At 72.4% G+C, this 13,187-nt stretch carries 14 protein-coding genes; 7 read left to right on the top strand and 7 right to left on the bottom strand.

Features of this window, described 5'->3' with window-relative positions:
- Positions 1-39 precede the first annotated feature (39 nt).
- The gene (locus BIV25_RS22310) at positions 40-498 is read left to right on the top strand and encodes a DUF6299 family protein (protein ID WP_071374150.1); all 459 of its coding nucleotides are present in this window, start codon (positions 40-42) and stop codon (positions 496-498) included.
- Between the two features lie 66 nt (positions 499-564).
- On the opposite strand, the gene BIV25_RS22305 is transcribed toward BIV25_RS22310, so the two are convergent.
- The 3 genes from BIV25_RS22305 to BIV25_RS22295 form a co-directional block, all read right to left on the bottom strand.
- Positions 565-777: an acyl-CoA carboxylase subunit epsilon gene (locus tag BIV25_RS22305; protein ID WP_071374296.1), complete on the bottom strand. Its 213-nt coding sequence runs from the start codon at positions 775-777 to the stop codon at positions 565-567.
- A gap of 11 nt (positions 778-788) precedes the next feature.
- Positions 789-2,333 carry an acyl-CoA carboxylase subunit beta gene (locus BIV25_RS22300; RefSeq protein ID WP_071374149.1) on the bottom strand — a complete coding sequence of 515 codons (1,545 nt, stop codon included), beginning with the start codon at positions 2,331-2,333 and terminating at the stop codon, positions 789-791.
- A 110-nt stretch (positions 2,334-2,443) separates the two neighbouring features.
- Complete coding sequence (locus tag BIV25_RS22295; RefSeq protein WP_071374148.1) at positions 2,444-3,229, bottom strand: AfsR/SARP family transcriptional regulator; 786 nt, start codon at positions 3,227-3,229, stop codon at positions 2,444-2,446.
- A 433-nt stretch (positions 3,230-3,662) separates the two neighbouring features.
- On the opposite strand from BIV25_RS22295, the gene BIV25_RS22290 reads away from it, so the two are divergent.
- The 6 genes from BIV25_RS22290 to fabI all read left to right on the top strand — a co-directional run bounded on the left by BIV25_RS22290 (position 3,663) and on the right by fabI (position 8,787).
- A complete protein-coding gene (locus BIV25_RS22290; protein ID WP_071374147.1) occupies positions 3,663-4,682 on the top strand; it encodes a DUF2156 domain-containing protein in 1,020 nt (339 codons plus the stop codon).
- Positions 4,683-4,719: 37 nt separating this feature from the next.
- Entirely contained in the window at positions 4,720-4,869 is a 150-nt protein-coding gene (locus tag BIV25_RS51250; RefSeq protein WP_177235375.1) for a hypothetical protein, read from the top strand.
- Positions 4,870-5,122: 253 nt separating this feature from the next.
- The gene (locus BIV25_RS22285; protein WP_071374146.1) at positions 5,123-6,238 is read left to right on the top strand and encodes an acyl-CoA desaturase; all 1,116 of its coding nucleotides are present in this window, start codon (positions 5,123-5,125) and stop codon (positions 6,236-6,238) included.
- Positions 6,239-6,297: 59 nt separating this feature from the next.
- Complete coding sequence (locus tag BIV25_RS22280; RefSeq protein WP_071374145.1) at positions 6,298-7,665, top strand: MFS transporter; 1,368 nt, start codon at positions 6,298-6,300, stop codon at positions 7,663-7,665.
- A 28-nt stretch (positions 7,666-7,693) separates the two neighbouring features.
- Positions 7,694-8,023, top strand: a complete 330-nt coding sequence (fdxA, locus tag BIV25_RS22275; protein ID WP_071374144.1) for a ferredoxin — start codon at positions 7,694-7,696, stop codon at positions 8,021-8,023.
- Positions 8,020-8,787 carry an enoyl-ACP reductase FabI gene (gene fabI, locus BIV25_RS22270; protein ID WP_071374143.1) on the top strand — a complete coding sequence of 256 codons (768 nt, stop codon included), beginning with the start codon at positions 8,020-8,022 and terminating at the stop codon, positions 8,785-8,787. Before fdxA ends, fabI begins: the two co-directional genes overlap by 4 nt.
- A gap of 65 nt (positions 8,788-8,852) precedes the next feature.
- Here the strand turns inward: fabI and serS are convergent, their stop codons facing one another.
- The 4 genes from serS to BIV25_RS22250 all read right to left on the bottom strand — a co-directional run bounded on the left by serS (position 8,853) and on the right by BIV25_RS22250 (position 13,168).
- The gene (gene serS / locus BIV25_RS22265) at positions 8,853-10,130 is read right to left on the bottom strand and encodes a serine--tRNA ligase (protein WP_071374142.1); all 1,278 of its coding nucleotides are present in this window, start codon (positions 10,128-10,130) and stop codon (positions 8,853-8,855) included.
- Positions 10,123-11,607, bottom strand: a complete 1,485-nt coding sequence (locus tag BIV25_RS22260) for an APC family permease (protein WP_071374141.1) — start codon at positions 11,605-11,607, stop codon at positions 10,123-10,125. The genes serS and BIV25_RS22260 overlap by 8 nt, the downstream gene beginning before the upstream one ends.
- Positions 11,608-11,717: 110 nt before the next feature.
- Positions 11,718-12,938: a beta-ketoacyl synthase gene (locus BIV25_RS22255; RefSeq protein WP_071374140.1), complete on the bottom strand. Its 1,221-nt coding sequence runs from the start codon at positions 12,936-12,938 to the stop codon at positions 11,718-11,720.
- A complete protein-coding gene (locus tag BIV25_RS22250; protein WP_046422004.1) occupies positions 12,938-13,168 on the bottom strand; it encodes a phosphopantetheine-binding protein in 231 nt (76 codons plus the stop codon). The genes BIV25_RS22255 and BIV25_RS22250 overlap by 1 nt, the downstream gene beginning before the upstream one ends.
- Positions 13,169-13,187 lie beyond the last annotated feature (19 nt).

Below are 13,187 nucleotides of genomic sequence, written 5' to 3'. Positions count from 1 at the left end.
TCGACCCCATCACCCCAGGGAACCGGGAGGTACCCCCCCATGCCCGTTCGCCCCGCCCTCGCCTCGGCCCTCGGCGCCGCGGCCCTGCTCTGCGCCGCCGTCGGCCCGGCCGGCGCCGACCCCGCCGCGCCTGCCGCACCTTCGGAGACCGTCACCGTCGACGCCACCGGCAAGCTCGCCTCCGACGGCACCGTCACGCTCTCCGGCACCTACCGGTGCACCGCCGGCAGCGGACCGGTGTTCGTCAGCTCCTCGATCAGCCAGAGCAGCCCCGGGGTCCGGTACGGCATCGGCGGCAGCGGCGCGAAGTGCGACGGCGCCGAGCACCACTGGAAGAACTCCGGCAAGCCCGGCGACGAGACCCTCAAGGCCGGCAAGGCCCACGTCCAGGCGACCCTCATGGAACTGCGGCCCACGGACACCGGCCTCATCGGCAACCTGCCGCTGCCCGCCTTCCACGCGGCGGCCGACAAGGACATCACGCTCGCCAAACAATGAGCGCCGGCCGTGTGCCGGGCGGCCCGGGCCCGCAACGGCCCGGTCCGCCCGGCGGCCGGGCCGGGGTCAGGAGCGCTGCCAGCTGTGCGGGGCGTGGTAGGCGTGCGGGCGCCAGGACGTGCCGCCGTCGGTGGCGGGGGCGGCGTCGGGCGCGGTCTGCGCGCTGCGGCTGAGCAGCAGCACCGTGAGCGCGGCCAGCTCCTCCGCGGTGGCCTGGCCCCGCTCGACACGGATCGGGGGGACCGGGGACGCGGGGGGCAGGGGAGCGGATCCGGACATGAAGACCTCCGTCACTGTGGGGGATTGCCGTGTTTGCGGGCGGGACGCTCGGCGTGCTTCGTGCGCAGCATCGACAGCGCCCCGATGAGGACGGCACGGGTGTCGGCCGGGTCGATCACGTCGTCCACGAGGCCGCGTTCGGCCGCGTAGTACGGGTGCATCAGCTCGGCCTTGTACTCCTTGACCAGCTCCGCGCGCCGCGCCTGCGGATCGTCGGCCTCGGCGATCTGCCGGCGGAAGATGACGTTGGCGGCGCCCTCGGCGCCCATCACGGCGATCTCGTTGGTCGGCCAGGCGTACGTCAGGTCCGCGCCGATCGACTGGGAGTCCATGACGATGTACGCGCCGCCGTACGCCTTGCGCAGGATGAGCGAGATCCTCGGCACGGTCGCGTCGCAGTAGGCGTACAGCAGCTTCGCGCCGTGCCGGATGATGCCGCCGTGCTCCTGGCCGACGCCCGGCAGGAAGCCCGGCACGTCCAGCAGGGTCACGATCGGGATGCTGAAGGCGTCACACATCTGGACGAAGCGCGCGGCCTTTTCACTGGCCTCGATGTCCAGCACGCCGGCCAGGGACTGCGGCTGGTTGGCGACGATCCCGACCACCTGGCCGTCGAGACGGGCCAGCGCGCAGATGATGTTGCGCGCCCAGCGCTGGTGCACCTCCAGGAAGTCGCCGTCGTCGACGATCTCCTCGATCACCTGCGCCATGTCGTACGGCCGGTTCCCGTCCACCGGCACCAGGTCCGCGAGCGCGGCGCAGCGCCGGTCCGCGGGGTCGTCGCAGGGCACCGCGGGCGGGTTCTCGCGGTTGTTGCGGGGGAGGAGCGAGAGCAGGTAGCGGACCTCCTCCAGACAGGTCTCCTCGTCGTCGTAGGCGAAGTGGCACACGCCGCTGGTCTCGGCGTGCACGTCGGCGCCGCCGAGCCCGTTCTGGCTGATCTCCTCGCCGGTCACGGCCTTGACCACGTCCGGGCCCGTGATGAACATCTGGGACGTCTCGCGGACCATGAACACGAAGTCCGTCAGGGCAGGCGAGTACGCGGCACCGCCCGCGCACGGGCCGAGCATCACGCTGATCTGCGGGATGACACCCGACGCCTTGGTGTTGCGGCGGAAGATGCCGCCGTACCCGGCGAGCGCGGTCACGCCCTCCTGGATCCGGGCGCCCGCACCGTCGTTCAGGGAGACCAGCGGAGCGCCCGCCGCCAGGGCCATGTCCATGATCTTGTGGATCTTGGCCGCGTGGGCCTCGCCCAGGGCACCGCCGAAGATCCGGAAGTCATGGGCGTAGACGAAGACCGTACGGCCCTCGACCGTGCCCCAGCCGGTGACGACGCCGTCGGTGTAGGGCTTCTTCGCCTCCAGCCCGAACCCCTGCGCCCGGTGCCGGCGCAGCGGCTCGACCTCGTGGAACGAGCCCGGGTCGAGCAGCAGGCCGATCCGCTCGCGCACGGTGAGCTTGCCCTTGGCCTTCTGGGCGGCCGTCGCCCTCTCGCTGGGGCCGGCGAGCACGCTGTCGCGCAGGCCGGCCAGTTCCTCGACGCGGGACCTCATGTCTCCCCCTGCATACGTGAAGTGACGGAACCCCACTGGTCCGCCCAGCCTGGCAAGGCGGGCTGACCGGGGGCTGACGGACCGCTTACGCGGGACAACGCCCCTGTCTTTCAGGCCAGTTGGAGATGGGCGTCCCTGGTCAGGGCAGGGTCGTGGGCGAGGATCGCGCTCTCGACGCGGCGCAGCGCGGGGGAGGGCTGGATGCCGAGTTCGTCGTCGAGGCGGCGGCGCATCCTGCGGAAGGCGTCGAGGGCGTCGGCCTGCCGTCCCGCGCCGTACAGGGCGATCATCAGCTGCTCGCAGAAGCGCTCGCGCAGCGGGTGGTTGGTGTGCGCCTCGGCCAGCTCCGCGAGGACGGCCGCGTGCCGTCCCAGCCGTAACTCGGCGTCGAAGCGCAGCTCCATCGCCCGCATCCGGTACTCCTCCAGGCGGGCGCCCGCCAGCTGGCACAGCGTTCCGCCGGGGAAACCGCCGAAGACCGCGCCGCGCCACAGTGCCAGCGCGTCCTCCAACAGCCGGGCGGTGCGGCCCGCCTCGGCCGCGCCGGCGCCCTCCGCCTGCCGCACGGCCCGGACGAACTCGGCCGCGTCCAGCTCGCCCTCGCCGAGGCTCAGCCGGTACCCGGCCGGATGGATCGTCACCCGCGAGGCCGCGCGCTCCGGCTCCAGCGTGCGGAGCCTGCGGCGCAGCCTGCTGATGTGCGCCTGGAGGGCGTTGGCCTGGTTGTCGGGGGCGGCCTCACCCCACATCTCCTCGGCCAGGCTCTCCCCGGACACCGGCCGGCCCTCGCTGACCAGCAGCGTCTGCACCAGGATGCGCTGGAGATCGCCCGGGACGTCCGCCGGTCCCACGTCGGTGCGTATCTCCAGCGGTCCGAGAACGGAGAACCTCAGCATGTCTTTCCCCCTTGATGACAATTCCTCGGCGACGGTGTTTCCGATGTGGTGCTGCGATGGCAGACAAGGGTGACCGCATACGCCTCGCCCCGGCGGGCCTCGATTTCCTTCAGCGGCCCGCCGGGGCGGATTGTCCGCCGGGACGGGGGCGGCCGGCGGTTCCTGGAATCCGGAATGGTGAATTCTCATTCACCCGCGTACGGACATCGCGATCCGGCGGTGGTGCGTACCACGGTGGGGAGGGCGGGATCCCGGCACCGGCGTTCCGTGCCGTTCACGTCCATCACAGTGACACCGTGCGCTGACGGAATGCTGACACGCTTCTGACGCAAGGCAATGAATTTCCAACGGCTCTTTTCCCGGACGGCCCGGCGGTGCTGTACTCCCTGCAACACTCCCATGCCGCGAAAACGCGCCCGAAAGGGGTACGCGAATGACCGCCACCACCACCGAGAGCACCACCGGAAGCAGTACCGACAGCCGGATTCTGGACGCGATACGGACCCACACCGCGAGCGAGAATCCGAGTTCGTTCCTGACGCTCAACAGCGGAAACAGCGTCTTCACCGTCCCGGGCGCGGACGGTGTCGTCGTGTACCGCCGCACCGGCCGCTGGGCCGTGCAGTTCGGCGGCCCCTTCGCCGCCGAGGAGGACTACGACACCCTCCTCGACGCCTTCCGGCAGCGCGCCCGGGACGAAGGGCTCGGCGTCGTCGGCGTCCAGCTCCAGCGCGCCGACGCCGAGCGCTACGCCCGGCGCGGCTTCACCGTCAACCAGGTCGGCGCCTCCTGGGCGGTGAGCCTGGCCGAATTCACCCTGCGCGGCACCAAGTTCATGCAGCTGCGCAACAAGATCTCCCGCGCCCACCGCAACGGCCTGACCATCCACGAGGCCGACGCCGCCGACGTGCGCGAGGCCATCGCCGCCATCGACGCGGCCTGGCTCGGCTCCAAGGGCGGCGCCCAGCAACTGGAGTTCCTGGTCGGCCAGATCGGCGGCCCGGCCCAGGCCCACCGCCGGCTCTTCGTCGGCACCATCGACGGCGCCCCGGTCGCCTACATCTCGTACTCCCCGGTGTACGGCAGCCGGGCCGGGTGGATGCACGACCTCAGCCGCCGCATCCCCGAGGGCTCCCCGGGCCTGATGGAGGCCATCAACGCGCACGCCGTCGAGGTGTTCCGGGCCGAGGGCGTCGACTGGCTGCACTTCGGTTTCACCCCCTTCACCGGGCTGGACGCGAGCCACGAACTCGACGGCCACAGCCCGGCGTTCCAGTGGCTGATGCACGCCCTGTGGGCCGAGGGCGCCGCGCTGTACCCGGCGCAGACACAGCTGTCGTACAAGCAGAAGTGGGCGCCCGACCTGAGCATCCCCGAGTACGTCGCCATCGACGGCCCGCAGGCCTCGCTGCCCGGCTTCGCGCACATTTTCCGTGCCTGCAACGCCTTCTGACGGCGCATCACCACCTCATCACCCACCAGGAGAAGCCATGAGCCAGTCCACCGAGGAACTCCAGCACGCCATGGTCGAGCAGCTGATGGCCGTCATCGGGGCACCCGACGACCAGCAGGTCGCCGAGGCCGCCGACGCCGTCGTGCGCGCGCTGGACGAGCGGCTGCGCGCCGAGGCGGCCGCCTGAGCGCGGCCCGGCACGTCCGATCAGAGGGACATCAGTGTCACATCAGCGCTCCACGGAACGCTGGACACACGTTCGCCCGGCGGTCCGGGCCCGGGAGCACCGCACTGTGCTCCCGTCGCCCCGGCCCGCCGGGTGAGCCCCGCCCGCGACGGTGACCGCGCGCGGGAGCTGAAGTCGACTCGCGGCGCCCGCAGCTCCGCCCGGCCGCGGCGCCGCCGCCCGATCCGGGCACTTCTCCCAAGGAGAGCAACGCATGCAGCGTCCGCACATACAGACGGCCGGGGCCCCCGCCTCCGCGGCCACAGCCCGCCCCGGCGCCTCGGCGACCTTCGCCGAACTGCTCAAACGGGTCAAGGCCGAGGGACTGCTCGACCTCGACCCGCGCTACTACGTGGGCAAGCTCGCCCTCAACACCCTCCTGCTGCTGATCGGGTTCGCCGCCTTCTTCGAGCTGGGCGACTCCTGGTGGCAGCTCGCCACGGCCCTGTGGATGGGCCTGTGCGGCGGCCAGTCGGCGTTCATGTGGCACGACGCCGGCCACAAGTCGATGTTCCGCAGCAAGAAGGCCGCCTCCGCGGTCGGCTATGTGCACGCCAACCTGGTCAACGGGGTCAGCTACGGCTGGTGGGTCAACCACCACAACCGGCACCACTCCAACCCCAACCACCTGGACATGGACCCGGACATCGGCCGGCGCACCGCCATCTTCGACATCAAGCAGTACCCCTCCCGCAAGGGCACCCAGAAGCTCGTCGTGCGCTACCAGAGCGTGCTGTTCTTCGTGCTGCTCGTGCTCGAAGGCTTCAAGATGCTGAAGACGGCCGTCCTGTCCATCGTCCAGGGCAAGACCAAGCGGCCCGTGCTGGAGACCTTCCTGATCCTGCTGCGCACCGCCGTCTACCTCGGCCTCGTCTTCACCGTCCTGTCCCCGGTCCTCGCGGTCGCGTTCATCGTCGTCCAGCACGCCGCCCTCGGCGTCTACTTCGGGATGATCTTCGCCCCGAACCACAAGGGCATGCAGATCCGCGACGGCGAGGAGGAGACCCTGGACTGGCTGGAGCGCCAGGTCCTGACCTCCCGCAACATCCGGCCCAGCCTGCTCGTCGACTTCCTCTACGGCGGCCTCAACTACCAGGTCGAGCACCACCTGTTCCCGGCCATGCCGCAGAAGAGCCTGCCGCGCGCCCGCGAACTCACCATGCAGTACTGCGCCGAGCGCGGAGTGCCGTACCACGAGGTCGGCTTCTGGGCCTCGTACCGCGAGGTCGCCTCCTATCTGCACGAGGTCAGCGCGCCCGTGCGGCGCGGTGACGTCGCGGAGCAGATCCGCCGCCAGGCAGCGGCGGCCGAGGCCGCCCGGGTCGCCTGAGCCCCGGCCCGCGCCCGCCGAGCCGCCCCGACGTCCGCCCGCCCCAAGGAGCACGATCCATGTCCCAGACCACCGCGGCGGCGGGCGATGTCACCGCTCCCGCCCCGATCGGCGCCCGGCTGGACCGGCTGCCGATCCTCCCGCTGCACCGCAGACTCACGGCCGTCATCGGTGTCGGCCTGTTCTTCGACACCTTCGAGAACAATCTGTCCGGCACCCTCGGCAAGGTGCTCCAGAGCGACTTCGGCTTCGGCGCGACCTCGCTCAAGCTCGTCCTGGCCTCCGGATTCCTCGGCCAGTTCCTCGGGTCCCTGACGCTCGGCCGGATCGCCGACCGATTCGGCCGGCGCCGGGCCTTCCTCGTCAACCTCGCCCTCTACTCGGCGTTCTCGCTGCTCGGGGCCCTCGCCCCGAACGCCGCCTGGCTGATCGGCACCCGCTTCCTCGCCGGCCTCGGCATCGGCGCCGAACAGGCCCTGTCCGACTGCTACCTGGCCGACGTCCTGCCCGCCGGCCGGCGCGGCCGGTTCATCTCCGGCGCCTACACGCTCGCCTTCTGCGGGGTCCCCGCGGTGGGCTTCGCCGCGCTGTGGCTGGTCCCGCGCACCCCGCTCGGCGTGGCGGGCTGGCGCTGGCTGTTCGTGCTCGGCGCGGTCGGCTCCGCCGTCGTGTGGGTGCTGCGGCGCGGACTGATCGAGTCGCCGCGGTGGCTCGCGGTGAACGGCCGCGGCGCCGAGGCGGAGTCGCTGGTGTCCGGCATGGAGGCCGAGGCGGCCGGCCGCGGCCTGCTCCTCACCCCACCCGAGACGCGGCCCGAGCCCCGCGCGGACGCGTCCGCTCTCCGGGACGTCTTCGGCCCCGGCCTGCGGCGGCGCACCCTCGTGCTCTGGCTGTTCTCCGTGCTCTCGGTCGTCGGGTACTACGGGTTCGGGACGCTCGCGCCGCAGATCGTCGCCGCCAAGGGGTACGGGATCGTCGCCGGGCTCGGGTTCACGGCGCTGTCCTTCCTCGGGTATCCCGTGGGCTCGGCGCTCGCCCTGCCCGTCGTGGACCGGGTCGAGCGCCGCACCCTGATCGCCCTGTCGTCGGCCGCGATGGTGGTGGCGGGCCTCGGCTTCGCCTGTGCGGGCTCGGCCGCCCTGGTGGTGGTCTGCGGCTTCGCCTACACCCTGTTCAGCAACGTCTTCTCCAGCGTCTCGCACGTCTATCTCTCCGAGCAGTACCCGACCGCGATCCGGGCCACCGCCGCCGGCGCCGCCTACTCGCTGTCCAAACTCAGCGCCGGTGCCCTGCCGTTCGTGCTGCTGCCGGTCCTCGACGCCCACGGCCCCGGCGCGCTGTTCGGCGTCATCGCCGCCGCCATGGCCGTCCTCGCCCTCACCGTGCTGACCCTCGGCGAACGCACCACCGGCCTCCCCGTCGACTGAACCGACCTATCTGGACAAGGAGTTGAGCATGGCCTACGTCATCGGACTGCCCTGCGTCGACGTCAAGGACCGCTCCTGCATCGACGAATGCCCCGTCGACTGCATCTACGAAGGCCGCCGCGCCCTCTACATCCACCCGGACGAATGCGTGGACTGCGGGGCCTGCGAACCGGTCTGTCCCGTCGACGCCATCTACTTCGAGGACGACGTGCCCGCGGAGTGGGGCGGCGACCACGCGGCCTCCAACGCCGCCTTCTTCGCGGGCCTCGGCTCGCCCGGCGGCGGCAGCGTGATCGGTCCCCAGGACCATGACTCGCCGCTGGTCGGCGGCCTGCCCGAGGGGGTGTCGGTGGCGTGAGCGGTCTGCTCGCCGGCAGCTGCGTCCTGGTCACCGGCATGGTCACGGACGCCTCCATCGCCTTCCACGTGGCCCGCGTCGCCCAGGAGGAGGGCGCCGAGGTGCTGCTCACCGGCTTCGGCCGGCTCTCCCTGATCGAGCGGTTCGCGGACAAACTGCCGAGGCCCGCCCCGGTCATCGAGCTGGACGTCACCGACCAGGACCACCTCGACACCCTCGCCGAGCGGATCGGCGCGCACACCGACCGCCTCGACGGCGTCGTCCACTCCATCGCCTACGGACCCCCGGGTGCCTTCTCCTTCCTCGACGGCACCTGGGCCGACGTCGCGACGGCCGTGCAGGTCTCGGCCTACTCCCTGAAGTCCCTCACCACCGCCTGTCTGCCGCTGCTGGAACGGCGCGGCGGCTCGGTCGTCGGCCTCACCTTCGACGCGGGCGTGGCCTGGCCGCACTACGACTGGATGGGCGTCGCGAAGGCCGCCCTGGAGTCCACCAGCCGCTATCTCGCCCGCGACCTGGGCAGCCGCGGCATCCGCTGCAACCTGGTCGCGGCCGGCCCCCTGCGCTCCATGGCCGCCCGGTCCATCCCCGGCTTCGCCGAGCTGGCCGACGTCTGGACCACCGGCCGCGCCCCGGCCGGCTGGGACCTCACCGACCCCGGCCCGGCCGCCCGCGGCGTCGTCGCCCTGCTGTCGGACTTCTTCCCGCGCACCACCGGCGAGATCGTCCACGTCGACGGCGGGGTGCACATGACGGGCGCCTGAGCACCGCACGCCGAAGGGGGCGGGAGTCGTTCTCGACTCCCGCCCCCTTCATTTCTCGATGTGCGCTACTCGGTCGCTCCGCCCGGCAGGATGCGCCGGAACCCGGTGTAGGGCACCAGCGCCTGCGGCAGCACCACCGAGCCGTCCTCCCGCTGCCCCTGCTCCAGCAGCGCGGCCACCGTGCGGCCGATCGGCAGGGCCGAACCGTTCAGGGTGGCCGCCGGAGTCTTGCGGCCGTCGGCCCGCTTGACGCGGATGTCGGCCCGGCGGGCCTGGAAGGTGCCGCAGTCGGAGACCGAGGAGATCTCCCGGTAGGCGCCGCCGCCCGGCAGCCACACCTCGATGTCGTACGTCATCCGTGCCGAGAAGCCCATGTCGCCCGCGGGCAACAGCACGGTGCGGAAGGACAGTTCGAGCCGGCGCAGGCACTCCTCGGCCTGCGCGACCATCAGCTCCAGCTGCTCCTGCGCCTGCTCCGGAGCGCAGATCCGGACCAGCTCCACCTTCTCGAACTGGTGCAGTCTGAGCACCCCCCGGGTGTCCCGGCCGTACGCCCCCGCCTCCGCGCGGAAGCAGGGGGTGCGGGCGGTGAAGGCGTACGGCAGGCTCCGGGCGTCCAGCAGTTCGCCGGCCACCAGGTTGGTCAGCGGCACCTCCGCCGTCGGGATCAGGAACAGTTCCCGCTCGCCGACCTGGGTGCGGAACAAGTCCTCCTCGAACTTGGGAAGTTGGCCGGTGCCGGTCATGGTGTCGCGGCCGACCAGGAACGGCACGGAGTGCTCGGTGTAGCCGTGCTCACGGGTGTGCAGGTCGAGGAAGAAGTCGCCGAGTGCCCGCTCCAGCCGCGCCCCCGCGCCCCGGGCCACACTGAACCGGGCGCCGGAGAGCTTCGCGGCCGCGGGGGAGTCGAGGATGCCGAGTGCCTCACCGATCTCGGCGTGATGGCGGGCCCCCGCCACCGGACGCGGTGCGGGCCCGCCGCGCCGTATCTCCACGGCCTCCTTCTCGGAGTCGCCGTCCGGGACCGCGTCCAGCGGCAGATTGGGGATGGACAGCAGCAGCTCGCACAGCGCGCCCGCGGCCGTGCGGGCGGCGGTCTCCGCCCGCTGCACCTCGGCCCGCAGCGCCCGCGCCGCCTCTTTCTCGGCCTCGGTCGGCGGGCCGGAGCGGCGGGCCTTGGCCGTGCGGTTCAGCTCGGTGCGCAGCCGGTTGACCTCGGCCTGGGTCGCGGTGCGGGCGCGCAGGACGTCGCTCAGGGCGGCCACGTCGAGGTCGTGACGGCGGCGGGCCAGGCGCCGTACGGCGTCGGGGCCCGCCTCGATCAGCTCGTGCGCGTCATGCATGGCGGTCTCCTGTCAGGGCTGGGGAGGGTGCGGGAGCGGGGGAGCCGAGGTGCCGGGTGCCGAGCCGGCGGTAGCGCAGCGGGTGCGCGGCGCGCAGCCGGGCGGCGTACGCCAGCCCGCCGAGCGCGACCAGCGGCAGCAGCCAGGGCAGCGCGGCGACCACCTTGGACGGCGACCCGGTGAGCATGTCGAAGTTGCCGACGACCAGCCACACCGAGGCGGCGAGCCCGGCGAAGCCGAGCAGCGGGGCGAGCGTCGTCCGCCACCAGTGCCCCTGCCCCTCGCCGCGCACCCGCAGGCCGAGCACGGACAGCGCGGCCAGCGCCTGGAGGGCGACGATGCCGAGGGTGCCGAGACCGAGCATGCTGGTCGTCAGATCGGAGTACGGGTCGAGCCCCGCGACGGCGAAGGCGCCCACGACCACCGCGGTCAGCGCGCTCTGCGCGAGGCTCGCCCGGTGCGGGGAGCGGTGCCTCGGGTGCTCGGCGGCGAGGGCGCCGGGCAGCAGTCCGTCCTCGGCGAGGACCTGCGCGTACCGGTTGGCGGCGCTGTGCAGGGCCAGCGTCGCCGCGAACAGGCTGGTGCACAGCAGCACCTGGAGTCCGGTGCTGCCGGCCTTGCCGAGGAAGTCGTCGCCGAGGGAGAAGAACAGGTCGCCCATCTCCTTGCCCGCGACCTCCCGCACCCGTCCGGTGCCGACCGCGCCCACCGCCAGCCAGCTGGTCAGCGCGTAGAAGCCGGCGATCAGCACGACGGCCGCGTAGGTGGCCCGCGGCACGCTGCGGCGCGGGTCCTTCGCCTCCTTGCCGTACAGGGCCGCCGACTCGAAACCGATGAAGGAGACGAACGCGAACATCAGCGAGACCCCGGCCCCGTGCCCGGCCGCGACATGCGGCGAGAACGAGGCGGCGGGCAGGGCGTGCAGCCCGTGCCGGGCGAGGATCGCGATGTCCAGCGCGGCCAGCACACCGATCTCGCCGAGCATCAGCAGGGCCAGCACCCGGGCGCTGAGCGCGATCTCCCGGTACCCGAGCACCGCGGTCAGCACCAGCCCGACGGCCGCGCACCACTCCCAGGAGACCGTCAACCCGTGGGCGGCGAGGACGAGTTGGGTGAAGTATCCGAGCGCACCGGCGAGCCCGACGGTGGCGCAGTTGTACGACAGCAGCGCCACGTACCCGGCCGCGACGGCGGGCGGCCGCCCGAGTCCGTCGGCGACCGAGGCGTAGAAGCCGCCGGAGCCGCCGGTGCGCCGGGCGCTGACCGCGTACCCCACCGAGAAGCACAGCAGGGTGACCCCGGCGAACAGGAACGCCGCCGGCACGCCCGGCCCGTCGCCGAAGGCGAACGCGAGCGGCACGGTACCGACCATCGCGGACAGCGGGGCGGCGGCCGCGACGATGAGGAAGAGGATGTGCCCGGTGCCGAGCCGTCCGGGCGGGGAGGGGGAACCGTCGGTGGACATGGTGGTGGACATGGGGACTCCAGAGCAGGGAGGACGGGGCGGACGGGAGAATGGGGCGGACGGGAGAACGGGGAACAGCCGCCCGCGGAAGCTTCGCTACGGACGGCTGTCGTGGGGCGGGCTCAGGCAGGGGCGATCGCCAGTGCCGTGTTCTGCCCGCCGAAACCCAGCGAGGTGCTCAGAGCCAGATCGATCGGCATCTCGGTCAGGGTCTGGGCCAGCTTGATCTCGATCCGGGGATCGGGCATGACCAAGTTGGCGACGGGCGGAATCAGTTCGTGCTCCACGCTGAGCACGGCGAACGCGGCCTCGACGGCCCCCGCGGCGCCCAGCAGATGCCCGGTCACCCCCTTCGTGGATGTGACCAGCGGATCCCCGCGCAGGGTCCGCTGGATCATGCGAGCCTCGGACAGATCGTTGAGCGGTGTCGACGTGCCGTGGGCGTTCACGTGCTGCACGTCGTCCGGGTCGGCACCCGCGTCCGCGAGCGCCGCCCGCACCGCCGCCTCGATCCCGGCGCCGTCGGGATGCGGCGACGTCATGTGGTGCGCGTCGGCCGTGGCGCCGTAGCCGATGATCCGGCCGTGCACATGGGCGCCGCGGGCACGGGCGTCGGCCACCCGTTCCATCACGAGGATCCCGGCGCCCTCGCCCGCGACGAACCCGTCCCGGTCGGAGTCGAACGGCCGGGACGCGGACGCGGGGTCGTCGTGCCGCTTCGACAGCGCGCCCATCTGGGCGAAGCCGGCCATGACCAACGGGGTGACCATGGCCTCGCTGCCCCCGGCGAGCACGATGTCGCAGCGGCCGAGCGCCAGCAGGTCCCGCGCCGTGCCGATGGCCGTCGCGCCGGACGCGCACGCCGTGGCCACCACCAGGTTCGGACCCGTGGCCCCGAACTCGATGGCCGTCTGACCGGCCAGCATGTTCGGCAGCTGCATGGGCAGCAGCAGCGGCGACACCCGGTCGGCGCCCTGCTCACGCAGCACCTGGTGCTGGTCCTCGACCGTGCCCGGACCGCCGTCGGCGCAGCCCAGCACCACACCCACCCGCGCGCCGTCCCAGGTCTGCGGATCGAGGCCCGCGTCGGCCACCGCCTCGTGCGCGGCGACCAGCGCGAACTGCACGAACCGGTCGAGTCGGTGCGCGCGCCGCGCGCTCAGCAGGATCTCGGGGTCGAAGCCGGGCACCCGGCAGGAGATCTGTACGGGATTGTCCGCCAGTACCGGATCCAGGGCGGCGGCCGGCCTGCCGTCGCAGACCGCCGCCCAGCTCGGCCCGACCCCGATCCCGCCCGGGGTGACCAGGCCGAGCCCGGTGACGGCGATGTCCATACCGGCCATCAGACCTTCGCGCTCCGCTCCTCCATCAGCCGGACCATGTCCGCCACGGTCTCGGCCTCCAGGAGGTCGTCGTCGCTGATGTCCAGGTCCAGCTCGGACTTCAGCAGCAGCGACAGCTCCACCACGGCCAGCGAGTCCAGCTCGATGTCCTCCCGGGTGGCCTCCGGGGTGATGGCCTCGGGCGACACCTTCAGTTTGTTGGACAGGATTTCCTTGAGCTGCTCCAGCATGACGGTTCCTTTCGAGAGT

Source organism: Streptomyces sp. MUSC 14 (assembly GCF_001866675.1).
Classification (GTDB): Bacteria; Actinomycetota; Actinomycetes; order Streptomycetales; family Streptomycetaceae; genus Streptomyces.
Note: the sequence above shows the minus strand (reverse complement) of the source record. Positions and strands in the feature narration are given on the sequence as shown.

Coding starts and splice junctions, on each gene's coding strand:
- BIV25_RS22310 (WP_071374150.1), top strand. CDS start 40: ATGCCCGTTCGCCCCGCCCTCGCCTCGGCCCTCGGCGCCGCGGCCCTG.
- BIV25_RS22305 (WP_071374296.1), bottom strand. CDS start 777: ATGTCCGGATCCGCTCCCCTGCCCCCCGCGTCCCCGGTCCCCCCGATC.
- BIV25_RS22300 (WP_071374149.1), bottom strand. CDS start 2,333: ATGAGGTCCCGCGTCGAGGAACTGGCCGGCCTGCGCGACAGCGTGCTC.
- BIV25_RS22295 (WP_071374148.1), bottom strand. CDS start 3,229: ATGCTGAGGTTCTCCGTTCTCGGACCGCTGGAGATACGCACCGACGTG.
- BIV25_RS22290 (WP_071374147.1), top strand. CDS start 3,663: ATGACCGCCACCACCACCGAGAGCACCACCGGAAGCAGTACCGACAGC.
- BIV25_RS51250 (WP_177235375.1), top strand. CDS start 4,720: ATGAGCCAGTCCACCGAGGAACTCCAGCACGCCATGGTCGAGCAGCTG.
- BIV25_RS22285 (WP_071374146.1), top strand. CDS start 5,123: ATGCAGCGTCCGCACATACAGACGGCCGGGGCCCCCGCCTCCGCGGCC.
- BIV25_RS22280 (WP_071374145.1), top strand. CDS start 6,298: ATGTCCCAGACCACCGCGGCGGCGGGCGATGTCACCGCTCCCGCCCCG.
- fdxA (WP_071374144.1), top strand. CDS start 7,694: ATGGCCTACGTCATCGGACTGCCCTGCGTCGACGTCAAGGACCGCTCC.
- serS (WP_071374142.1), bottom strand. CDS start 10,130: ATGCATGACGCGCACGAGCTGATCGAGGCGGGCCCCGACGCCGTACGG.
- BIV25_RS22260 (WP_071374141.1), bottom strand. CDS start 11,607: ATGTCCACCACCATGTCCACCGACGGTTCCCCCTCCCCGCCCGGACGG.
- BIV25_RS22255 (WP_071374140.1), bottom strand. CDS start 12,938: ATGGCCGGTATGGACATCGCCGTCACCGGGCTCGGCCTGGTCACCCCG.
- BIV25_RS22250 (WP_046422004.1), bottom strand. CDS start 13,168: ATGCTGGAGCAGCTCAAGGAAATCCTGTCCAACAAACTGAAGGTGTCG.